Below are 20,711 nucleotides of genomic sequence, written 5' to 3' on the forward strand. Positions count from 1 at the left end.
GTCAGCTCCTCAGCTCCAGCACGGACCGCTCCTCGAGATACTGGCGCACGGACTGCTCCAGCCCGGCCCAGAGCACCCCGTCGGGCACGGTGGCGATCGCGCCCTCGGTGGCCCGCACGACGTCCGCCAGGGTGATGTCGGCGGCGTCCCGAGCGAGCAGGTAGCCGCCCTCGCAGCCGCGGCGGCTGGTCACCAGACCGGCCTTCCGCAGCTGGATCATGATGTTGACCAGGGAGTTCAGCGGGATCTCGCGACTGCGCGCCACGTTCTCGCACCGGACGGGGGCGTCCGCGCCGATCAGCTCGGCGATCGCGCGCAGGCCGTAGTCCAGCCGCGCCGAGACGTGCAGCGGTGCCGCCTTGCGGGCCTTCGTTCCCTCCCGCGCGGCGGGCTCGACGAACCCGGCGCCCTTGGCGACGCCCTCGAGGAAGGTCACGAGGCGGGCGGCGACGATCCGGTGGAACTGGTCGTTGAGCACGTCGTGCACGCCGTCCCGGACCACGGCGACGTCCGCGAACCGTGCGGTGACCGCCGCCACCGGGGCGATCGGGTCTGCCTCGCCGTGCAGCACCAGGGTCGGCACGTCCGGCAGCGTCTGCGGCGGCTCCGGGAGCTCGCCGGTCAGCGCTCCCCAGTGGAAGTCCGGGTCGGCGTCGAGGACCTGGCGGTGGATCGGGCACGCGGTGCGGGCGGCGATCTCGGCGTCGTGGTCGCCGGGGACGTCTCCCTCGCCCAGCGGTACGCCGGCGAGCACCAGCGCGTCCGGCCGGGTGGTGGCCGCGACGGACCAGGCCCGCAGCGCTCCCGCGTCCGAGCCGAGCAGGACGCGCGCGCCCTCGCCCGCGGCCAGGGCGTCCCCGATCTCGGCGTCCGACGCCTCGGCGGGCGGGACGACGACGGTGTACCCGTCGAATGCCAGCCGCGTGCCGAAGCGGGTGTAGATCCCGGGGTGCTCGCCGCGGCCGACCAGCACCACGACAGTGCCGCGGACCGCGGCGGTGGGGGTGAAGACGGCGGGGGCCTGCCCCCGCTGCGGAACGGTCGCGGTCACGCGGACACCACCGGCCGGGTCGCGCGGCGGGCCACCTCGGCCCGGACGAGCGGGAGCAGCTCGCGGCCGTAGTCGGTCGCGTCGGAGATCGGGTCGTAGCCGCGCAGCAGCAGGGTGGTCACGCCGATGTCGACGTAGTCCAGCAGCGCCTGCGCCACGGTCTCGGGGGTGCCGACGAGCGCCGTGGAGTTGCCCGCCGCGCCCGACGCCGCCGCCGTGGCGGTCCAGAGGCAGCGGTCGTGCAGCTCGCCCTTCTCGGCGGCGGCGAGCAGCCGCTGGGAGCCGACGTTCGCCGGCGCACCCGCCTGGCGCATCCGGGTGCCGGTGAACGAGCCGTGCCCGCCCTTCGCCGCCACGATCGCGTCCCGGATCGCGTGGGCGCGCGCCCAGGCCTGCTCCTCGGTGGCACCGAGGATGGGCCGGAAGGACACCGAGATCCGCGGCAGCTCGGTGCGGCCCGCCGCCCGTGCCGCCTCGTGCACCCGCGCGATCTGCTCGGCGGTCTCGGCGAGTGGCTCGCCCCAGAGCGCGAAGACGTCCGCGTGCCTGCCGCCGACCCGGAACGCGGCCTCGGAGGACCCGCCGAAGAAGATCGGGATGTGCGGGCTCAGCGGGCGGATCTCCTGCTGCACACCAGCCACCCGGTAGTGCTCGTCGGCGAAGTCGAAGGCCTCCGGGGAGTACCAGGCCTTCTGGACGACCTGCAGGTAGGAGTCGGTGCGCGCGTAGCGCTGGTCCTTGTCCAGCCAGTCCCCGTCGCGGCGCTGGTCGGTGTCCGACCCGCCGGAGATGACGTGCATGGCGACCCGGCCGCCGCCGGAGAAGTGGTCCAGCGTGGCGTACTGGCGCGCGGCCAGGGTGGGCTCGGTGAAGCCGGGGCGGTGCGCGACCAGGAAGCCCAGCCGCTCGGAGTGCGCGGCGGCGAAGGCGGCGACCTGCAGGCCGTCCGGGGTGGACGACGAGTGGCCCACCAGGACCTTGTCGAAGCCGCCCTCCTCGTGGGCGGACACGAAGCGGCGCACCGTGTCCCGGTCCACGATCGGGCCCGACGCGGGGTGGATCTCGGAGACCTCCTGGGTCCCGATCATGCCGATGAACTCGACCATCGTGGTCTCCTCCTAGTGCACGCCGAGGCGCGCGAGCAGCTCGGCGCGCAGGCGTTGGAACTCGGGATCGGTGACGTCTCGCGGGCGGTCGATCTCCACGGGGGAGTCGTAGCCGATCTTCCCGTCCTGCATGACCAGGACTCGGTCGGCGAGCGCCAGCGCCTCCTCGACGTCGTGGGTGACGAGCAGGACCGCGCAGCCGTGCCGCTGCCACACCTCGTCGACCAGCCCGCGGGCGGTGATCCGGGTCAGCGCGTCGAGCGCGGAGAACGGCTCGTCGAGCAGCAGCAGGTCCGGCTCCCGGACCAGCGCGCGGGCCAGCGCGGCGCGCTGCGCCTCGCCGCCGGAGAGGACCTTCGGCCAGACGTCGACCCGGTGCGCGAGGCCCACCTCGGTCAACGCGGCGACGGCGCGCTCGCGGTCCGGCCTGCCGGGCAGGCCGAGGACGACGTTGCGCCACACCCGCTTCCACGGCATCAGCCGCGGGGCCTGGAACCCGACGGCGCGCTTGCGGGCCACCGTGACCTCGCCGGACACGTCCTTGTCCAGGTCCGCCAGGATCCGCAGCAGGGTGGACTTGCCGCACCCCGAGGCGCCGAGCAGCGCCACGAACTGGCCCGGCGCGATGTCCAGGTCCAGGTCCTGGATCACCGCCCGGTCGCCGAACCGCCGGGTGAGGCCGCGGACCTCGACCGCCTTCACCTCCCGCTGAACGCCGGTCGCCACGACAGCAGCCCCCTCTCGAGTGCACGCACGATCATGTCCGCGACCAGGCCGAGGATCGCGTAGAGCGCGAGGCAGACGACGATGATGTCGGTCGCGAAGAACTCGCGGGCCTTGTTCATCTCGTAGCCGATGCCCGAGGTGGCGTTGATCGTCTCGCCGAAGACCAGCGCCAGCCAGGCGGTGCCCAGGGCGTACCGCAGCCCGATCAGCGCCTGGGGCATCGCGCTGGGCAGGATCACGTGCCGCACCTGGCCGAACCAGCCGAGCCCGAGCGTGCGGGCGGCCTCGATCAGCGAGGAGTCGACGTTGCGGATGCCGCCGTAGAGGTTCATGTAGAGCGGGAACGTCGCGGCCAGCGCGACCAGGATGATCTTCGGCTGCTCGTCGATGCCGAACCAGATGATGAGCAGCGGGATCAGGCCGATGACCGGCACCGTGCGCAGCATCTGCATCGGGGCGTCGATGACGTCCTCGCCCACGCGGAACAGCCCAGCGAGGGTGGCGAGGACGAGGGCGGCGACCAACCCGATCGCCAACCCGACGACCACCCGGAACACCGAGGTCAGCACGGCGCTCTGCAGGGTGCCGTCCGACCACATGCCGGCGGCGGTCTGCGCGATCGTGAGTGGCGAGGCGAGCGTGTCGTCCTCCAGGATCCCGACGCTCGAGAGCACCTGCCACAGCGCGATCAGCACGATCGGGGAGAGGGTCTTCAGGGCCCAGCGCGGGATGCGGGAGGGGCGGGCGTCGGCCTCGGCGCGCAACGTCACCGTCTCGACGGGGCCGCGCTCGGGGTGCTCGGACGGTGGTTGCACACGGGCCCGCTCGGGCGTCGTGGTCATGGGTGTCCCTAGGGGCGAGCGGGCACCCGGGAGCCTGTCTCACGCACCGGGCACCCTGGTGGAGCGCCGCGTGCTGCGCGGCCTGGTCCGACGAGGGCGGTCAGCGCGGACAGAGTGCCGACGCCACGCGCCCGAGGTCGATGTGACCCCGGGTGGTGAGCAGAACGCCGGTCATGGGAGCGACGGTAGCGCCGATCGTCCCGATACCCAACCTCAGGAGTTGGGATTGCGGACCCGGTCACAGCAAGTGTTCTGCCTGTTGGGAACGGGTCGAGGACGTCCGGACATTTCGGTCCGTGCGTAGGGTGTGAAACCTGAGCGACGACGAGGGGACGGCTTCCATGGGACGGCGACGCAACCGGGTGGGACGAGAGATCGCGAGTCTGCTGCTGCGCTCGGCGGTGGGCGGGACGATGATCGCGCACGGGGTGAAGCACGGGCGCTCCCTGGAGGGCACCGCGGGCTGGTTCGGGTCCATCGGGTTCCGGCAGCCGAAGCTCCAGGCGCAGGCGAGTGCCGTGGTCGAGATCGGGTCCGGGGCGCTGCTCCTGGCCGGGGCGGGGACGCCGCTGGCCGCGGCCGCCGTCGTCGGGACGATGGGGGTGGCGGCCCGCTCGGTGCACGTCCCCAACGGGTTCTTCATCACCGCCGAGGGCTGGGAGTACGTCACGAACCTGGCCACCGCGGCGGTGGCGCTGGCCGCGATCGGCCCGGGCCGCTTCAGCGTGGACCACGCGGCGGGCCTGGACCGCCGCCTCACCGGCGGGCAGCGCGCGGCCGTCGCGGCGGGCCTGGGCCTGGCGGGCGCCGCCGCCCAGCTCGCGGCCTTCTGGCGCAAGCCCTGATCTGCGCCTTCGGCGCTCGTGCGCGGTAAGTGGTGCTCTGGCACCACTTCCCGCGCACGAGCGGCGCAGCCGCTACTCGACCGGGGCGGCCGGGCGGCGCTTGGGCAGCAGGACCAGCGCGACGACGAAGGCGAGCGCCACGAAGATCGCGGCGATGCGGAAGGTGTGGCCGAAGGACTCCGCGAGCGCGGGCTGGATCCGGGCGAACACGTCCTGCGGCAAGGCCGCCAGGTCGCCGATGCTGCCGCCCGCGGCGGCGCCGCCGAGCCTGCCGGTCATGGTCGTCGCGAGGACCACCGACAGCACGGCGGTGCCGAACGACGCGGCGACCTGCTGGGTGATGTTCAGCGCCGTGCTGGCCCCGGCGATCGACGCCCGCGGCATGGTCTGCAGCGCGCCGGTCATGGTCGGCATCATCGTGAAGCCCATGCCGACGCCCGTGACGAACAGCGCGATCGACAGGTGCCAGTACGGGGTGTCCGCGGCCAGCTGGACGGACAGCCAGGTGTAGGAGCCCGCCACGAGCGCGAGCCCGATCGGCACGAAGCGGCCGATGCCGGTGCGGTCGGCGAGCCGGCCCGCGATCGGCATGGCGAGCATGGCGCCGAGGCCCTGCGGGGCGATCAGCAGCCCGGTGTCCAGGGGCGACTCCCCGCGCACGAGCTGCAGGTAGAGCGGCATCAGCAGCATGCCGCCGAAGACCGCGATCACCACGAGCATGAGCGTGCCGCTGGAGGCGGCGAACACCCGGTTGCGGTAGAGGCGCAGGTCCACGAGCGGATGGGAGGTGCGCAGCGCGTGCCACCCGAAGCCCGCGACGAGCAGCGCGCCCACGACCGCGGGCAGGATCACCTGGACGTGCCCGAAGCCCCCGTTCGCACCGGACTCGGCGAGGCCGTAGATCAGCAGGGCGAGACCGGGGGAGAGCAGCAGCAGTCCGACGCGGTCCAGCCGGGCCCGGCCGCCCGGGGTGTCGCGCGGCAGGATCCGCGCCGCGAGCACGAGCGCGAGCAGCCCGATCGGCAGGTTGATGAAGAAGATCCAGCGCCACGAGTAGTCGTCGACCAGCCAGCCGCCGAGCACCGGGCCGAGCACCGGGCCCAGCAGCATCGGGATGCCGATGACGGCCATCAGGCGGCCGATGCGATGGGGCCCCGCGGCGCGGGTCAGGATCGTCATGCCCAGCGGCATGATCATGCCGCCGCCGAGGCCCTGCAGCACCCGGAAGCCGATCAGCGACGCGGCGTCCCAGGCCGTGCCCGCGAGCGCCGAGCCGAGCACGAACAGCGCGATCGAGATCATGTAGAGCCGCGTGGTGCCGAACCGTTCGGCGCCCCACGCGGTGAGCGGGATGACCGTCGCCAGCGCGAGGGTGTAGCCCGTGGCGACCCACTGGATCGTGGTCAGCGACGTGTCGAAGTCCCGGGCGAGGGTGTTGATCGCGACGTTGACGACGGTCACGTCCAGGATGGACATGAGCGCGCCCAGCACGACCACACCGGCGGTGGCCAGCACGGCCCGGTCGAGCTTCTCGCCGTGCACCGGCGGCGGGGGTGCCGGTGGTGCGGGTGGCGCTGTCGCCTCGCGCGTCTCGGACGTCTCGGACAAGGGGCCCTCACAGTGCCGCGGCCCCCGACGTGGCCGTCGACGCGACGGCCGGGGCCACCCGGGCTGTCGCCCGCGGCCCCGGCCGCATTACGTCATGCCACGTTCCCGCGCTGAGGGACTCTCAGCGGCGTCAGGCGCCCGCGCCCTCCGGCGTCTCGACGTCGAGGTCCAGTTCGCGGCGCAGGACCTGGGCGGGCACGGAGACCGTGGTCCGCGTCCGCCGCTGCGGCAGCCGCAGGGCGATGGTCAGCTCGTGGGCCAGGTCGTAGCCGTAGTCACTGTGCGGATCCTGCTCACCCGACATGCCGCTCTCCCTACTCTCGCCGAACAACCTGACGCTCCGTCACGCCTCGTGCCCGGACCGTGCCCACGAATGATCGCCCGGTCGGTCACTCTGGGGCAAGAGATGTCCACCGTCCGGAGTCGAATCCCCACGGACGAGGGACGGGCGGTGGCGTGTCGGACGCCGGAAGGGTGGCGCGCGCCACTCGTCCGGCCCTGGGCGGGACGAACGGTTGTGACCCCGGCCGCAGTCGTGGTCGACTCGGCGCAGAACGTCCGTTCAGATCGACTCGGGATCCAGCGTGGGAGGCAACGTGTCGGACGAGGTCCTCGTCGAGCGCCGAGGTGCGGTGCAGGTCATCACCATCAACCGTCCGCAGGCGGAGAACGCCCTCGACCTCGGTGTGGCGCAGGGATCGCCGCGGCGGTCGACGAGCTCGACGCGTCCGACGAGCTGAGGGTCGGCATCCTCACCGGCGCCCGCGGCGTGTTCTCCGCGGGCATGGACCTCAAGGGCTTCCTGCGCGGCGAGAGCCCGGCGATCGAGGGGCGCGGGATCTGCGGGATCACGCAGACCCCGCCGCGCAAGCCGCTCATCGGCGCGGTCGAAGGATGGGCGCTGGCGGGCGGCTTCGAGCTGCTGCTGGCGTGCGACCTCGTGGTGGCGGCCACGACCGCGAGGTTCGGCGTGCCCGAGGTGAAACGGTCGCTGGTCGCCGCGGGTGGGGACGCCGTCCACCTGCCCCGGCGGATCCCGCCCGCCAACGCCCTGGAGATGCTGCTCACCGGAGACCCGCTGCAGGCCGAGCGGGCCGCGCAGATCGGGTTGGTCAACCGGGTCACCGAGGAGGGCGCGCTCGCGCTCGCCGAGACGATCGCCGCCAACGGCCCGCTCGTCGTCGCCGCGACCAAGGCGGTCGCGCAGCAGACCGTCGACTGGACCCGGGAGAACATGTGGGCCCACCAGGCGGCGATCACCGGCCCGGTCTTCGCGTCCGAGGACGCCAAGGAGGGGGCCACCGCCTTCGCGGAGAAGCGCCCCCCGGTGTGGAAGGGGCGCTGACCCGGGCCCGCGTGGACCGGCGGTTGACGGCGTGATCGTCCGGCCCCGACGCGTTGAGCTGCGCGGACGCCGGGCGACCGTCGGTCTCGGGTAGCGCAAAGAACTCGTGACACCGCAGTCACTCCACACACGCGGCCCCGGGGTGACCATGGGTGCCATGAGCGAGTGCGAAGGTTCGACCGGACCGGTGGAGAGGGTCACGGTCGTCGTCGGGAACCCGAAGGTCGGCTCCCGGACGGCGGCCGCGGGCCACGCCGTGGCCGCGGCGGTCGCGCCGGCGGCGGCGGTGTCGACGGTGGAGGTCGCCGAGCTGGCGGCCGGCCTGTTCAGCTGGGGTGACCCCGCCGTGGCCGCCGCCAAGGCCACCGTGCTCGACGCCGACCTGCTCGTGGTGGCCACCCCGGTCTACAAGGCGTCCTACACCGGCCTGCTGAAGTCCTTCCTGGACCAGTTCGGGCGGGACGAGCTGCGCGCGCTGGCCACGGTGCCGCTGATGGTCGGCGCGGCCCCGCTGCACAGCCTCGCGGTCGAGGAGCAGCTGCGGCCGGTGCTCGTCGAGATCGGCGCCTCCTGCCCCACCCGGGGCGTCTACGTCCTCGAGTCCGCGATCGAGTCGGGGGAGCTGGAGTCGCAGCTCGCCGACTGGGCCGGGCTGTGGGGTCCCGCGCTCCGCGCCGTCGCCGGCGCCCGGACCACGGTCGGTGCGGCGTGACCGCGGCGCTGCGGGCCGACCGAGCGGCGTCCTCACCGATCGTGGAGGCGCTCTTCGACGGCCGCCCGATCCTGGTCCTCGGCCCGGCCAAGGGCGGTGTTCCGATGGTCGGCTCCGCGGGGTCCGCCTGCGTGCTGCTCGCCGCGGCGACCGCCACCACCGACGGTGTCGCGTGGGCGGTGCGGCACAGCACCGGCCTGCTGCGCGCCGTCGTCGAGCCGGAACGGGCGGACGCCCTGCGCCTGCCGCCGATGTCCGGTGTCGACCGCGCGCGGCGCGGCAACCTGCAGACCGCGTCCGTGGACGGCGTCGGCACCGGCACCGGGATCAGCGCCGCCTCCCGCGCGCAGACGCTGCGGATGCTGGCCGACCCGGCGACCGGCCCCGACGACCTGGTCGTGCCCGGGCACGTCCTCGTCGAGCTGGCGGGCACGGAGGTCCGCCCGACGCCCGCGGGTGCGGTGGCCGAGGCGGCCGTGCGGCTCTGCGCCCGCGCCGGGCTGCCCCCGGTCGCCGTGCTCGCCGACGTCCTCGACGCGGCGGGGGAGCCGCTCGGACCCGCCGGGCTGCGTGCGCTCGCCGACGCGACCTCGGTCCCCCTGCTGACCGTGCCCGTCCCCGTGCCCGAGAGGAACCTGCCATGACGTGGCCCGCCGACCCGATCCTCGACACCGCCGCCCTCCGCACCCTCTACGGCTGCTTCCCCAGCGGGGTCGTCGCCGTCTGCGCCCAGGGGCCCGACGGGCCGGTGGGGCTCGCCGCGAGCAGCTTCACCTCGGTGTCGATGGACCCGCCGCTGGTGTCCTTCTGCATCCAGAACACGTCCTCGACCTGGCCGAAGCTCGCCGACCTGCCCCGGCTCGGGGTGAGCGTGCTGGGGTCGGCGCACTCGGTCGCCTGCCGACAGCTGGCCTCCAAGACCGGCGACCGGTTCGCCGGGCTGGACCTGGCCACCACGGCCGACGGTGCCGTGTTCGTCGAGGGCTCGCCCGCCCAGCTGGACTGCTCGGTCGAGGACCTGTTGCCCGCCGGTGACCACCAGATCGTGCTGCTGCGCGTGCACGCGGCCCGGGCGCTGCCCGCGGACGAACCGCTGGTCTTCCACGCCAGCACCTTCCGCGAGCTCGTCCGGGTCGCGTAGCGCCTCCGGCGCTCGTGCGCGGTAAGTGGTGCCAGAGCACCACTTACCGCGCACGGGCGCGGAGCGCGAGGGGGGCCGCGACGGCCAGGACCCCGGTGACCAGCACCGCGACCCGGAAGACCGCGGTGAAGTCCCCCGCGTCCGCCGCCCCGCTCGCGAGCGCGGTGCCCGCGGCGCTGCCCAGGAACAGGCTCGCGGCGAACAGGGCGATCATCGCCGCGCGGGCCTGCGGCACCACCGACGTGGCCCAGTTCTGCAGGGTGGAGTGCAGGAACGCCCAGCCTGCGCCGAGCAGCAGACCCCCGACGACCGCCGTCGGGAGGGTGAGGGCCACCGCGGGCACGGCCCACGCCGCCACCAGGAAGGCCCCGCCGATGCCGGCGAGCGCGGCCGCGGACAGCCGCCCGACCAGGGGCCGGACGGCGCCCGCGGTCAGCATCACGCCCACGCCGTAGCCCGCCGCGGCGAACCCGGCGACGGTGGCGCCGTACCCGAGCGACTGGACGGCGGGCGCGACGAACGTCAGCACCCCGACCACCACCGCGCCCTCGGTGAACGCCAACGCGAGCACGACCCACGCCCACCCGCTCCGGACGACGGTCGCGAGCGCCTGCAGCGGCCCCGACGGCCGGTCGCGGACGGGCTCGGGCAGCGTCCGCAGCACGGTGCCGAGGACCAACGCGATCACCGCCGTGGCGCCGAGGACCACCCGCCACCCCGTCAGGTCGCCGAGCAGGCCCGCGCCGGCCGTCGCCACCGCGATGCCGGTCGAGGTCGCGGCCGCAAGCTGCATCAGCGCCCGCTGGCGCACCCCGCCCGGCCAGGTGTCGCCGATGTAGACCAGCCCGGCGGGGTTCACGGCGCCGAAGCAGCCGCCGGTGACCGTCCGCAGGACCGCGAGCGCGGCGACGGACGGCGCGAACGCCGAGGCCAGCCCGGCCACCCCGGCGACCAGCAGCGCGATCCGCATGACCCGGACCAGCCCGATCCGGTCGCCGAGCATGCCCCACACCGGCTGCAGCAGGCCGTACGCCACGAAGTAGCCGGACGCGACGACCGCGACCTCGGCCAGCGACGCCCCGAGCTCCAGGCCGATGGCGACGAGCAGGGGCGAGATCGCGAACCGGTCCAGGCTCGACGTCGCGACGGCCAGCCGCAGCAGCCGCAGCGCCCGCCGCCCGCCGTCGGGCTCGCGGGTTACCGCAGCCACGAGTAGGCGGTCTGGCGGGAGATGCCCAGCGCCTTGGCCATCGGGCTGATCTCCAGTCCCTCGTCGCGCCCGGCCACGAGCAGCCTGCGCTGTTCGGCGCGCAGCTCCTCCATCCGCTCCGCGACGGCCTCCATCTCGGCCAGCAGCGACCGGGCCTCGGGGCGTGCGCCCGCGCGCGAGCGGCCCACCCCGGGCCGGGGGAACTCCCGCACCTCGGCCGCGGACCACCGCTTGGGGTCGGTGTCCGGCAGCGGGGCGGGTGCCTGGCCGCGCGAGACGTACCCGGCCCAGGTCCCGGGCCGCACGCCCCAGGCCTCGGCGCACTCGGCGGCGGTCCAGGTCTCCACGGGGGAGAGCGTAGGTGTCACCATCGGCCGCGGTGGTTGGGGATCCGGGACATCCCGACGGCGGCGGCGGCGAGCAGGCCCGCCAGCACCGCGAACGCGACGCCCCCCGCCCGGCCCGGCTCGGCGCTGGCGGAGAGCACCGCGGTGATCACCGAGACCGAGGCGATCCCGCCCATCTGGCGGAACATGATCCGCAGCCCGCTGACGGCCGTGACCTCGTCGGAGACCAGGTGCATGCCGGCGTTGTTCGCGGCCGGGCCCGCCAGGCCCATCCCGAGGCCGCACAGCACGGCGCCGACCGTGAGCCAGACCGCGGGCGAGGTCCCCGCAGGCGGGACGGCGACCACCAGCAGACCGGAGATGATCAGCCCGAACCCGGTGAGCACCAGTGGTCGGTGCCCGAGCCTGCGCAGCAGCGCCACCGCGATCCCCGACGACGCGATGGTCCCCACCGCGCGGGCCGTGAGCAGCACCCCGGCCGCCAGTGGGAGCAGCGCGTAGCGGGTCTGCGCGTAGACCGGCAGCAGCGCGCCGAACCCCACCAGCGCCGCGCCGAACAGGACGTTCGTGCTGTTCATGATCCCCAGGCCGCCGCCGCGGAGCAGCCGCAGCGGGATCACCGGGTCCGGGTGCACGCGGGCGTGGCGCAGGAACGCCCAGCCGCTCACCACGGCCAGCACCCCGCACACGGCGACGAGCACCGGGGCGAGACCCCCGCCGGTCGTCGACCCGACGAGCGTGATCGCGACCATCCCGGAGACGAGGGTGCCCAGCAGCAGGGCGATACCGCCCGCGTCGACCTTCTCGGGGCGCCTGCGCGGTGGTTCGCCGATCAGCAGCGCCCCCGCGACCACGAGCAGGATCCCGATCGGGACGTTGACCAGGAAGATCCCGTGCCACGACCACGTCGTGAGGATGAGGCCGCCGAGCACCGGCCCGGCGATCGAGCCCATCGGGAAGACGCTGGTGAACAGGGCCAGCGCGCGGTCCCGCTCGCGGCCGTAGTGGAAGGCGACGAGGCCGCTGGTGGCGGGCAGTATCACGCCGCCCGCGACGCCTTGCGCGAACCGGCAGACGATCAGCTGGGCGATGCTGGTCGAGGTCGCGCTCAGGGCCGAGAGCAGGACGAACGCGGCGACCGCGACGAGGAAGACCTTGCGCTTGCCGAACTGGTCGCCCAGCCGCCCGCCGAGCGGGAGCGCGAGGACCTGGCCCACCGCGCACGCCGTGAGCGTCCAGCCGGTCCAGGCCAGGTCGGCGTCGAGGTCCGCGCCGAGCGTCGTGAGCGCGGTGGCGACCGAGGTCTGGTCGAGGGAGAACATCAACAGCGCGACACCCACGACGACGAACACGGCGTGCCGCCGGGGGTGGGGCGTCAAGTCCTCGGTGGCGGGAGCGTCGCGCACGGCCTCGGACACGGGGAGCCATCACCTGCTCTGCAAAGGGGACCCCCAGAATAAGTTTGCTGACGACAAACAAGCAAATCGGCGAGGGCGTGTCTCCCACTCCGGCACCGCCGGGCCCGGTGATCCACGTCGCCGCCGGCAAGGCAGCCGGGCCGCCCTCATACCGGGCGTATTCGGGCGGTGCGGCAACGCCGCCGGTGGCGGCGTGGGCGCCGGGAGCGGTGGTGGCGGAGTGGGAGACACGCCCTATGTGAACTCCGCCTTGACCCCGAGCAGCCGGACCGGCCGGTCGCGGCGGAACCGGTCGACCACCTCGAGCGCCGCCGCCTCGAGGACGGCCGGGTCGCGCGTGGGGGAGTCGAGGGTCCGGCTGCGGGTGGTGGTCAGGAAGGGCCGGTAGCGCACCTTCACCCCGACCCGGGCGACCGCGCGGCCCTCCTCGGCCACGTCGGTGGCCACCCGGGCGGCCAGCGCGGCGACCTCGGTGCGGATCCGGTCCCAGTCCTCGATGTCGGTGTCGTAGGTGGTCTCCCGGCTGCGCGAGCGCGGGACGTACGCCGCGCCCTCCATCTCGGTGCGGCCCATCCCGCGCCCGAGCGAGACGTAGTACGGACCCATCCGCGGCCCGAGCCGCTCGCCCACGGCGGTCGGCGAGGACTCGGCCAGCTGCGTGACGGTGTGGATGCCCAGCTCCGCGAGCTTGCGCTCGGTCTTGGGGCCGATGCCGTGCAGGGCGCCGGTGGGGGAGTCGCCGAAGGTCGCGAACCAGTTGTGCGCGGTGATCCGGTGCACCCCGCCGGGCTTCGCCAGGCCCGTCGCCATCTTCGCGCGCAGCGTGTTGTCCCCGATCCCGACGGCGCAGGACAGGTGCGTCCGCGTGCGCACCGCCGCGCGGATCTCGTCCGCCAGCCGCTCGGGGTCCGACCCGTCCCACTGCAGGAAGGCCTCGTCCCAGCCGATCACCTCGACCACGACACCGTCGCCGCCGTCGTCTCGACCGCACTCCCGCAGGACGGCCATGACCTCCGCCGACGCGGCCTCGTAGGCGGGGTTGTCCGCGGGCAGGAACACCGCGTCCGGGCAGCGACGGGCGGCCAGGCGCATCGGCATCCCCGACCGGACGCCGAACGCGCGGGCCTCGTAGGACGCCGTGGCGACCACGGTGCGTGACGACGGGTCCCCGTTGCCACCGACGACCACCGGCCGACCCGCGAGCTCCGGGCGGCGGCGCACCTCCACGGCCGCGAGGAACTGGTCCAGGTCGACGTGGAGCACCCAGCGCCGCGCTCCCCGTTCGGGCTGCTCGGCCGCGGCGCTCACCCCGCCAGGGTACGGCTCCGGACCGTGCTCGCCGCGGTCGTCAGGGTGGTGAGGACCGTGGCCACCCGGCGCAGCGTGCCGGGGTCGCCACAGGTCGCGAGCAGCTCGGCCTGTTCGCGGGCGTCGGGGCAGCCGGGCGGTCGGGCCCGGTGCGCGGCGCGCAGGTCGGCGAGGTCGTAGAGCGGCTCACCGGGGAGCGGCCGGGCGGGCGCCGCCATCCCGAGCTCGGCCGTGAGCAGCCGGAACGCGCCGTAGCCGACGACGTAGAGGCCGGCGTCGAGGGCGCCGTCGGTCGGCTGCCGGGACGCCACGGCGAGCACGCCGCCGTCGAGCACCGCCCAGGCGGTGAGGACGGGGCCGTGCGGTTCGCGGGCCGTGACCGTCGGGCCGGGCCGGGTGCTCACCCACTCCCGCACCGCGTGTCGACACCCCGGTCCGACGACGAACACGGCGGGCGCGAGCGCCGACCGCGCGAAGGAACCGGTCCACTCATGCGAGTACGCCATGACCACCCCCCGAAGTGACGTGCATCATAAGATGTCGGCAGCGAGGTCGGTAGCGTTGTGCACCGATCCGGGTACGGAGAGTGGCCGGGTGTCCCGAACGGCGGTCACGGAGGGTGAAGCGCCCGCGGAAACGACACGATCGTGGGACACCGCTCCACAGTCGTAACGGGGCAGGATGGTCCGCACGATCCAGCAGACGACAGCGTGATCCGAAGGTCGGAGGGTGAGATGGACGAGCGCGGGCCCGGTCGGTCCTCCTGCCGGCACGACATTCCCCACCAGGAGCGGCGCGTGCCCTCCCCGTCGGATCTCGCCCACGTGCGCAGGCTGGCTCCCCGTCCCCGGGTCTCCCCGGAGTCGAGGGAGGACCTCGAGCCCATCGGGCAGGTCCGGGACCACGACCGCGCCAAGGTGCTCCTGCGCTACGCCCGGCTCATGGGGACCGGGCGCCCGGTGTTCTGCAAGCCCAGCCGCAAGGAGATCGCGGGCACCGCGCCGCGCAGGCAGGGTGTCGGCGCCGACGGCAAGGTCATCTACCCGGACCGCGACTCCGCCGAGGCCGCGGCCCGCGAGCTCGAGGAGCTCGGCGCCCGCGCGCAGCGCGCCTACGTGTGCAAGCGCTCCCGCCGCGGGCACTACCACCTGACCACGGACCTCGTCCGCGAGCGCCAGCGCGAGCTCGACGCGCTGCGTGCGCTCTCCTCGATCCCGCAGCAGCGCCGCTCGGCCTGCTAGGGTGGTGTGGTGACGATCACAGCGCTCCACGTCCTGTTGTGATCGCGACCACCACCACCGGGAGGCCGGCCCGTGAACCCGCACCGCCTGCAGGACCGCCTCGACTCCATTCCGGAGTCGCTCGACGCGCCCCAGCGCGCCCGCGTCGCCGCACACCGCAGCGCCGTCGAGGAGTGCCGGGAGCGCATCGCCGAACTGCGCACCGAGCTGCGTCGGGTGCTCTCGGGCATCGACGGGCCGCGCTCGTCCGTGGAGATCATGATCGAGCTCGACGGGCTGGAGCGCGTGCAGCAGCGCCTCGACAGCAGGCTGTCCGATCTCTGTGACGAGCTGAGCGGTGCGACCCCGGTGGTCCGCTACGGGGACGCGGCGCCGATCTAGCCTTAGATACAACTTAGATACAAGCTGGGATACGCTGGGGGTGTGTCCCAGCCGGCGGCCGAACGCGCCTACGTCCTGACCAAGGAGCTCGTCCTCTCCGGCGAGCTGCCCGGCGGTCACCTGCTGAGCGAGGGGGACATCGCCGAGCGGCTCGGCGTGAGCCGCACCCCGGTGCGGGAGGCCTTCCTGCGGCTGCAGGCCGAGGACCTGCTGACGCTGATCCCCAAGCGGGGCGCGGTCGTCGTGCCCGTGCCGCCGGGCGAGGCCGAGGACGTGCTCGACGCCCGCGAGGCGATCGAGTCCGCCGCCGTGCGCAGGCTGCTGCGGCGCCCGGACCTGGTCCCTGCGGCCGTCGAGCGGCTGCGCGCGGCGCTCGAGGTGCAGCGCGGGCACGCCGAGCGCGGCGACCTGGCCTCGTTCGCCGAGGCGGACGAGGCCTTCCACCGGACCCTGGTCGAGGCCGGGCGCAACGCGCTCACCCTGCGCTTCTACGCGACCCTCGCCGACCGGCAGCGCCGGATGAGCGTGCACGCGCTGGGCCCGGTCCCCGCGCGGCTGCCCGAGATCGTCGCCGAGCACGCGGCGCTGATCGACGTCGTCGAGAGCGGGGACGCGGCGGCCTTCGCGGCCGCGCTGCACGGACACCTCGACCGCACCCACCGGCGCCCCCTGTGAGCGGCGATGGTCGCCATGGCGACGATCGCCGCGCACGAGGGGGGTGGGCGGCGGCCGCGTTCGCGGTGTTCGCCTGCGGCTGGGGCGGCAACCAGTTCACCCCGCTGCTGGTCATGTACCGCGAGGCGGGCTGGTCGGTGCTGACGGTCGACGCGTTGCTCGGCGCCTACGTCGTCGGGCTGGTGCCGGGGCTGCTGTGCGCGGGGGCGCTGTCGCAGCGCTACGGGCGCAAGCCGGTGATGGTCGCCGGCACCGTCGCGTCGCTGGTCGCGAGCCTGCTGCTGGCCGTCGGCGGGGTCCCGGCGATCGCCGCCGGCCGGTTCGTCACGGGCCTGGCGGTGGCGGTCGCGATGGCCGTCGGGTCGACGTGGGTGACCGAGCTGTCCGTGCGGGCCGGCGACTCGGCGGCCACCGGGACCCGCCGCGGCGCGCTGTGGCTGACCGTGGGGTTCGGGCTCGGCGCGGGCGTGGCCGGGGTGCTCGCGCAGTGGGGGCCGTGGCCCTGGCACCTGCCGTACCTGGTGCACGCGGTGCTGGCACTCGGCGCGCTGGTCCCGCTGTTCCGGCTGCCGGAGACGCGCGGGTTCGCCGAGCCCGGCCCGCGGTTCACCGAGGTTCGGCACCCGCGGTTCCGCCGCGTCGTCCTGCCGATGGCGCCGTGGATCTTCGGGTCCGCGGGGGTGGCGTACGCGATCCTGCCGCAGCTGGTGGGGGAGCGGCTGGGGTCGTGGGGGCTCGCCTACTCGACGCTGCTCACCGTCTGCACCCTCGGGGCGGGCGCGCTGGTGCAGCCCCTGGCCAAGCGCCTCGACCGCCCGACGAGCGCGCGCGGCGTCCTCGTCGGCATGGTCCTGATGTCCGCCGGGCTGGCGGCGAGCGCGGTCGCGGCGCTGGTGCGCTCACCCGTCGTGGCGCTGGGGGCGGCGGTGCTGCTCGGCGCGGCCTACGGGATCGCGGTGATCTCGGGCCTGCTGGAGCTGCAGCGGTGGGTGGCGCCGAGCCGGATCGCCGCGCTGACCGGGGTCTACTACGCCCTGGCCTACGTCGGGTTCCTGCTCCCGAGCGTCCTCGCCCTGCTCTCGGGGGTGGCGAGCTACCCGGTCCTGCTGGCGGCGCTGGTGGTCGTCGCCGCCGGGGGCACCGCGATCATCGCCCGGCACTCGCGACGGCACCTCCCGACCCTCACCTGATCTCCCGCGAGTCAGCCGAGCCGGAGCTCGTCGTCGGTCTCGACCCGCGGCTGGTCGGAGGCGGTCCCGTCGTCCCCCCTGCGCAGGCGCTTGGCCGCGGCGAGGCCGGTCGCGCCGGTGCGGGCCAGGGCGTGCAGGGCGAGGTCGCGGTGCACCGGGTCGTCCGTCCGGGCGAGGAAGCGGGAGAGCTCGTCCGCGGCGGCCGACATGCTGCGGGCGGCGACCCAGGCGTCGAGCTCGGCCTCGGCGACGGCCGAGCGCACGTCCGCCATCCGCACGCAGACGTACTCGATGTCCTCGTCCGCCAGCTCACCGGGCAGCGGTGCGTGCAGGCCCTGGTCGATCAGGGTCTCGTGCACCGCCCAGAGCCCCATCGGGGTCAGCGAGACCACCGTCGGGTCCGGGTCCTCGCGCCCGGCCAGCTCGACGAGCCCGTCGAGCTCGTCGGCGTCGAGCAGCTCGCCGAGCTCGACGGCGCCGAGCAGCTCCAGCGCGTCGAGCAGGGCGGTGACGTCCCGGCGCCAGAGCCGTCCCTCGGCGTCCCCCGCCAGGTCGTCGACCACGCAGCCGCACGAGTCGTTCACGGCCTCGCGGACGAGCCGGTGGAACAGCTCGACGGGGATCGGCCCGCCGCCCGCGGCGTAGAGCTCGAGCCAGAGGATCGGGAACGCGTCGGCGAGGGACATGCCGAACAGCGACGGGGCGCCGAACACATCCGTGCCCCCGAGGTGGTCGCCGATCCGCCCGACCGAGCCGAACACCCGCCGCCACAGCTCGATCGGCCGATGGAGGTCCTTCGCGGCGCTCTTGACCGGCAGCAGCCTGCCCTGCACCGGGCGCACCAGCCGGGCGGCCTTGGCCCAGTGCAGCATCAGCGAGGTCTCGGGCAGGTCGGTCGCGGTGCGGGCGGAGTCCCGGTAGAGCTGGTCCAGCCCGAGGACGTCGGCGAGGGCCAGCGCGTCGGCCAGGTGCAGCCGTCCGTCCCGGGTCAGCCTGCGGCCGGCCCGCACCCAGCGGGTGAGCGCCCGCAGCTGCTCCAGCGCGACGCTCGACCGCGCGGCCTCGACCATCTCCGCGGCGGTGGGCAGCAGGACCGGGGGGAGCTCGGGGGCGGGGGTCTGCCTGCGCGGGGCCTGCTCCTCGCGGCGGGTGATCTCGGCGAGGGCGGCGCGGTCGATGTCCACCTCGCCCGAGCGGGCGCGGTCCAGGAACCGCTGCACACCGCGGGGGTCGGCCGGGTCGACGCCGTGGCGGCGCAGCTGCACGCCCCAGAACTTGCCGAGGTCGTAGTTGCGCTCGTCGGCGATGCCGTCGAGCAGGGCGGGGGTCGAGTCGCGGACCTGCGCGTGCAGCTCCGCGCGCGAGGACGAGCGCGGGTCCAGCCCGTCGTGGTCGGCGAGGAAGTCGATCAGGGCGTGGAACGCCTCGGGGACCTCGTCGGCGTCGAGCACCGTGACGTGGCGGGGGAACCACATGCCGAGGGCGTCGGCGATGTGCGCGCGGGTCCAGCGGCCGAGCCTGCGGTCCAGCGCGTACTTGTAGTCGAGGGCGGCGGCGACCAGGAAGACGTCGGCGGAGACCCGCCTGCGGCGCGCCCAGACGAGGAACGCATCCACCAGCCGGTCCCGGGCTCCGGCGTATCCCTGGTCGTCACCGGGGGCGAACACGAGACGCATCGCGGACCACTTTCTCAGCACCGCGGGCGCCCACCCTCGAGGGGGTGGGCGCCCGCGTGTGGAGGTGATGCGGTAGGTCGGCTCGGTCGGTCAGGTCACTGCTTGGGCTCGCCCGGCAGGACGGTGCCCTTCGCCGTGTCGTCCGCCTGGACGAGCGGCTTGACGTTGAGGATGAACTCGCCGTCGTGCTCCTTGAGCCCGTAGTCCACGGCCTGCTCGACGGCCTCCTGCGCCCGGTCCTCCTTGCGGATGAGCGGGTCGCTGCGCAGGTCCTTGTAGAGCGACACGCACAGCAGCACCATCACGATCACGAACGGCAGCGCCATGATGATCGTGATGTTCTGGATGCCGGACAGCGCGTCCGACCCGCCGACCAGCAGCATCACCGCCGCGATGGCGCCCATCACCGCGCCCCAGAAGATCACGATGCCGCGGCTGGGCTCGATGGAGCCCTTCTGCGAGATCGTGCCCATCACCACCGAGGCCGCGTCGGCACCGGAGACGAAGAAGATCGCCACCAGCAGCATCGCGATCACGGCGAGGATGCTGCCCAGCGGGTAGGACTGCAGCAGCCCGAAGAGCTGTCCCTCGGTGCTCGCCGACGCCAGGTCGTTGCCCTCCTGCTGCGCGGAGATCGCCGCGCCGCCGAAGATCGCGAACCAGATGAGCGAGACGATGCTCGGGATCAGGATGACGCCGGTGATGAACTGCTTGATCGTCCGGCCGCGGGAGATGCGCGCGATGAACATGCCGACGAACGGCGTCCAGGAGATCCACCAGGCCCAGTAGAAGACCGTCCAGCTCTGCAGCCACTCGGCCGTCTCGGGGCCGTCGGCGCCGGTGCGGGCGGCCATCGACGCCAGGTCGGCGAGGTAGTGGCCGACGGCGCCGGGCAGCAGGTTGAGGATCAGCACGGTCGGGCCGACGACGAACACGAAGAACGCGAGGACGGCCGCGAGCACCATGTTGACGTTGCTCAGCAGCTGGATGCCCTTGGCCACGCCGGACACCGCCGAGGCGATGAAGCAGATGGTCAGCACCACGATGATCGCGACGAGCAGCCCGGTGCCCGGGTTGTCCATCCAGCCGCCCGCCTCGAGCCCGCCGCCGATCTGCAGCGCGCCCAGGCCGAGCGAGGCCGCGGAGCCGAACAGGGTGGCGAAGATGGCGAAGATGTCGATCGCCTTGCCGAGCCCGCCCTGCGTGCGGCGGGTGCCGAGCAGCGGCGCGAACGCCGCGGAGATCAGCTGGCTGCGGCCCTTGCGGAAGGTGCCGTAGGCGATCGCCAACCCGACGACGGCGTAGATCGACCACGGGTGCAGCGTCCAGTGGAACAGCGTGGTCGCCATCGCCGCGTCGAGCGCCTGCGGGCTGCCCGCGACGGCGCCGGAACCCGGCGGCGGGGAGGTGAAGAAGGCGAGCGGCTCGGCGACGCCGTAGAACATCAGGCCGATGCCCATGCCCGCGGAGAACATCATCGCGACCCAGGAGGACGTCCGGAACTCCGGAGCCTCGTCGTCTCGCCCGAGCGGGATCTTGCCGTAGCGGCTCGCGGCCAGGTAGATCGCGAACACGACGAAGGCGGAGGCGGTCAGGATGAAGAACCAGCCGCCCGCGGACATGATGCCGCCCAGGACCGCGCTCGCGACCGCCGACAGGCTCTCGGTGCCGACGATGCCCCAGACGATGAACGCGACGACGAGCGCCGCGGCCACGCCGAACACCACCTTGTCGGTCGACTGCCGCCGGTCCGCGGCGCCCGCACCCTCGGTGACGGCCTCGGGGGCGGGCGGTTCCTCGGGGTCGGTCCCGGAGCCGCCGGTGGTGGGTTCCTTCAGTGTCATCCGTGGCCTCCCGCGTGGCGCGGGGTCCCCCTCACAGGTCTCGAA

General features: G+C 74.2%; 22 protein-coding genes and 1 pseudogene. 9 read left to right on the top strand and 14 right to left on the bottom strand.

The features are described 5' to 3' along the window. Nucleotide 1: 1 nt before the first annotated feature. The 5 genes from BLS43_RS25585 to BLS43_RS32170 all read right to left on the bottom strand — a co-directional run bounded on the left by BLS43_RS25585 (nucleotide 2) and on the right by BLS43_RS32170 (nucleotide 3,900). Complete coding sequence (locus BLS43_RS25585; RefSeq protein WP_093089252.1) at nucleotides 2–1,051, bottom strand: Rrf2 family transcriptional regulator; 1,050 nt, start codon at nucleotides 1,049–1,051, stop codon at nucleotides 2–4. Continuing rightward, nucleotides 1,048–2,157 carry an LLM class flavin-dependent oxidoreductase gene (locus tag BLS43_RS25590; RefSeq protein ID WP_093089253.1) on the bottom strand — a complete coding sequence of 370 codons (1,110 nt, stop codon included), beginning with the start codon at nucleotides 2,155–2,157 and terminating at the stop codon, nucleotides 1,048–1,050. Before BLS43_RS25590 ends, BLS43_RS25585 begins: the two co-directional genes overlap by 4 nt. Nucleotides 2,158–2,169: 12 nt before the next feature. Then, nucleotides 2,170–2,883 (bottom strand): ABC transporter ATP-binding protein, encoded by a 714-nt coding sequence (locus BLS43_RS25595; RefSeq protein ID WP_093089254.1) that lies wholly within the window; start codon nucleotides 2,881–2,883, stop codon nucleotides 2,170–2,172. Continuing rightward, nucleotides 2,856–3,725, bottom strand: a complete 870-nt coding sequence (locus BLS43_RS25600; protein WP_093089255.1) for an ABC transporter permease — start codon at nucleotides 3,723–3,725, stop codon at nucleotides 2,856–2,858. Before BLS43_RS25600 ends, BLS43_RS25595 begins: the two co-directional genes overlap by 28 nt. A 100-nt stretch (nucleotides 3,726–3,825) precedes the next feature. After that, on the bottom strand, nucleotides 3,826–3,900 hold the full coding sequence (locus BLS43_RS32170; RefSeq protein WP_374204977.1) for a putative leader peptide: 75 nt from the start codon (nucleotides 3,898–3,900) through the stop codon (nucleotides 3,826–3,828). A 166-nt stretch (nucleotides 3,901–4,066) separates the two neighbouring features. Here BLS43_RS32170 and BLS43_RS25605 point away from each other — a divergent pair, with 166 nt between their 5' ends. Further along, nucleotides 4,067–4,570: a DoxX family protein gene (locus BLS43_RS25605; RefSeq protein WP_093089256.1), complete on the top strand. Its 504-nt coding sequence runs from the start codon at nucleotides 4,067–4,069 to the stop codon at nucleotides 4,568–4,570. A gap of 72 nt (nucleotides 4,571–4,642) precedes the next feature. Here the strand turns inward: BLS43_RS25605 and BLS43_RS25610 are convergent, their stop codons facing one another. Together BLS43_RS25610 and BLS43_RS30235 are read right to left on the bottom strand one after the other, a co-directional pair. Beyond that, nucleotides 4,643–6,112, bottom strand: coding sequence for a DHA2 family efflux MFS transporter permease subunit (locus BLS43_RS25610; protein ID WP_245707813.1), 1,470 nt, complete (start codon nucleotides 6,110–6,112; stop codon nucleotides 4,643–4,645). Between the two features lie 196 nt (nucleotides 6,113–6,308). Beyond that, nucleotides 6,309–6,482, bottom strand: a complete 174-nt coding sequence (locus BLS43_RS30235; RefSeq protein ID WP_176921541.1) for a hypothetical protein — start codon at nucleotides 6,480–6,482, stop codon at nucleotides 6,309–6,311. A gap of 292 nt (nucleotides 6,483–6,774) precedes the next feature. Here BLS43_RS30235 and BLS43_RS25615 point away from each other — a divergent pair. The 4 genes and pseudogenes from BLS43_RS25615 to BLS43_RS25630 all read left to right on the top strand — a co-directional run bounded on the left by BLS43_RS25615 (nucleotide 6,775) and on the right by BLS43_RS25630 (nucleotide 9,376). Then, nucleotides 6,775–7,523 (top strand): annotated as a pseudogene (locus BLS43_RS25615) (crotonase/enoyl-CoA hydratase family protein). Between the two features lie 157 nt (nucleotides 7,524–7,680). After that, nucleotides 7,681–8,235 carry an NAD(P)H-dependent oxidoreductase gene (locus tag BLS43_RS25620; RefSeq protein WP_093089301.1) on the top strand — a complete coding sequence of 185 codons (555 nt, stop codon included), beginning with the start codon at nucleotides 7,681–7,683 and terminating at the stop codon, nucleotides 8,233–8,235. Continuing rightward, complete coding sequence (locus BLS43_RS25625; protein ID WP_093089257.1) at nucleotides 8,232–8,879, top strand: 3,4-dihydroxy-2-butanone-4-phosphate synthase; 648 nt, start codon at nucleotides 8,232–8,234, stop codon at nucleotides 8,877–8,879. The genes BLS43_RS25620 and BLS43_RS25625 overlap by 4 nt, the downstream gene beginning before the upstream one ends. Next, nucleotides 8,876–9,376, top strand: coding sequence for a flavin reductase family protein (locus BLS43_RS25630; RefSeq protein ID WP_093089258.1), 501 nt, complete (start codon nucleotides 8,876–8,878; stop codon nucleotides 9,374–9,376). Before BLS43_RS25625 ends, BLS43_RS25630 begins: the two co-directional genes overlap by 4 nt. Before the next feature lie 43 nt (nucleotides 9,377–9,419). Here BLS43_RS25630 and BLS43_RS25635 read toward each other — a convergent pair whose 3' ends face one another. The 5 genes from BLS43_RS25635 to BLS43_RS25655 form a co-directional block, all read right to left on the bottom strand. Continuing rightward, nucleotides 9,420–10,586, bottom strand: a complete 1,167-nt coding sequence (locus BLS43_RS25635; protein WP_093089259.1) for an MFS transporter — start codon at nucleotides 10,584–10,586, stop codon at nucleotides 9,420–9,422. Beyond that, a complete protein-coding gene (locus BLS43_RS25640; RefSeq protein WP_245707815.1) occupies nucleotides 10,574–10,933 on the bottom strand; it encodes a sigma-70 region 4 domain-containing protein in 360 nt (119 codons plus the stop codon). Before BLS43_RS25640 ends, BLS43_RS25635 begins: the two co-directional genes overlap by 13 nt. 17 nt (nucleotides 10,934–10,950) lie before the next feature. Beyond that, nucleotides 10,951–12,351 (bottom strand): MFS transporter, encoded by a 1,401-nt coding sequence (locus tag BLS43_RS25645; protein ID WP_093089261.1) that lies wholly within the window; start codon nucleotides 12,349–12,351, stop codon nucleotides 10,951–10,953. Nucleotides 12,352–12,585: 234 nt separating this feature from the next. Then, complete coding sequence (locus BLS43_RS25650; protein WP_093089262.1) at nucleotides 12,586–13,659, bottom strand: DNA polymerase IV; 1,074 nt, start codon at nucleotides 13,657–13,659, stop codon at nucleotides 12,586–12,588. Continuing rightward, nucleotides 13,656–14,165, bottom strand: a complete 510-nt coding sequence (locus BLS43_RS25655; protein ID WP_143030224.1) for a hypothetical protein — start codon at nucleotides 14,163–14,165, stop codon at nucleotides 13,656–13,658. The genes BLS43_RS25650 and BLS43_RS25655 overlap by 4 nt, the downstream gene beginning before the upstream one ends. A 291-nt stretch (nucleotides 14,166–14,456) precedes the next feature. On the opposite strand from BLS43_RS25655, the gene BLS43_RS25660 reads away from it, so the two are divergent. The 4 genes from BLS43_RS25660 to BLS43_RS25675 all read left to right on the top strand — a co-directional run bounded on the left by BLS43_RS25660 (nucleotide 14,457) and on the right by BLS43_RS25675 (nucleotide 17,146). Continuing rightward, nucleotides 14,457–14,900, top strand: coding sequence for a hypothetical protein (locus BLS43_RS25660; protein WP_143030225.1), 444 nt, complete (start codon nucleotides 14,457–14,459; stop codon nucleotides 14,898–14,900). A gap of 72 nt (nucleotides 14,901–14,972) precedes the next feature. After that, nucleotides 14,973–15,281 carry a hypothetical protein gene (locus BLS43_RS25665; protein WP_093089265.1) on the top strand — a complete coding sequence of 103 codons (309 nt, stop codon included), beginning with the start codon at nucleotides 14,973–14,975 and terminating at the stop codon, nucleotides 15,279–15,281. A 42-nt stretch (nucleotides 15,282–15,323) separates the two neighbouring features. Continuing rightward, nucleotides 15,324–15,956: a GntR family transcriptional regulator gene (locus BLS43_RS25670; RefSeq protein ID WP_093089266.1), complete on the top strand. Its 633-nt coding sequence runs from the start codon at nucleotides 15,324–15,326 to the stop codon at nucleotides 15,954–15,956. Beyond that, nucleotides 15,953–17,146 (top strand): MFS transporter, encoded by a 1,194-nt coding sequence (locus tag BLS43_RS25675; RefSeq protein ID WP_093089267.1) that lies wholly within the window; start codon nucleotides 15,953–15,955, stop codon nucleotides 17,144–17,146. The genes BLS43_RS25670 and BLS43_RS25675 overlap by 4 nt, the downstream gene beginning before the upstream one ends. 11 nt (nucleotides 17,147–17,157) lie before the next feature. Here the strand turns inward: BLS43_RS25675 and BLS43_RS25680 are convergent, their stop codons facing one another. Together BLS43_RS25680 and BLS43_RS25685 are read right to left on the bottom strand one after the other, a co-directional pair. After that, nucleotides 17,158–18,822: a hypothetical protein gene (locus tag BLS43_RS25680; protein ID WP_093089268.1), complete on the bottom strand. Its 1,665-nt coding sequence runs from the start codon at nucleotides 18,820–18,822 to the stop codon at nucleotides 17,158–17,160. A 95-nt stretch (nucleotides 18,823–18,917) separates the two neighbouring features. Beyond that, nucleotides 18,918–20,666, bottom strand: coding sequence for a BCCT family transporter (locus BLS43_RS25685; RefSeq protein WP_093089269.1), 1,749 nt, complete (start codon nucleotides 20,664–20,666; stop codon nucleotides 18,918–18,920). Between the last annotated feature and the right edge of the window lie 45 nt (nucleotides 20,667–20,711).

The sequence above is a fragment of the Pseudonocardia oroxyli genome (assembly GCF_900102195.1).
In the GTDB taxonomy this organism is placed as follows: domain Bacteria; phylum Actinomycetota; class Actinomycetes; order Mycobacteriales; family Pseudonocardiaceae; genus Pseudonocardia; species Pseudonocardia oroxyli.

Coding starts and splice junctions, on each gene's coding strand:
- BLS43_RS25590 (WP_093089253.1), bottom strand. CDS start 2,157: ATGGTCGAGTTCATCGGCATGATCGGGACCCAGGAGGTCTCCGAGATC.
- BLS43_RS25680 (WP_093089268.1), bottom strand. CDS start 18,822: ATGCGTCTCGTGTTCGCCCCCGGTGACGACCAGGGATACGCCGGAGCC.
- BLS43_RS30235 (WP_176921541.1), bottom strand. CDS start 6,482: ATGTCGGGTGAGCAGGATCCGCACAGTGACTACGGCTACGACCTGGCC.
- BLS43_RS25600 (WP_093089255.1), bottom strand. CDS start 3,725: ATGACCACGACGCCCGAGCGGGCCCGTGTGCAACCACCGTCCGAGCAC.
- BLS43_RS25605 (WP_093089256.1), top strand. CDS start 4,067: ATGGGACGGCGACGCAACCGGGTGGGACGAGAGATCGCGAGTCTGCTG.
- BLS43_RS25620 (WP_093089301.1), top strand. CDS start 7,681: ATGAGCGAGTGCGAAGGTTCGACCGGACCGGTGGAGAGGGTCACGGTC.
- BLS43_RS25630 (WP_093089258.1), top strand. CDS start 8,876: ATGACGTGGCCCGCCGACCCGATCCTCGACACCGCCGCCCTCCGCACC.
- BLS43_RS25685 (WP_093089269.1), bottom strand. CDS start 20,666: ATGACACTGAAGGAACCCACCACCGGCGGCTCCGGGACCGACCCCGAG.
- BLS43_RS25655 (WP_143030224.1), bottom strand. CDS start 14,165: ATGGCGTACTCGCATGAGTGGACCGGTTCCTTCGCGCGGTCGGCGCTC.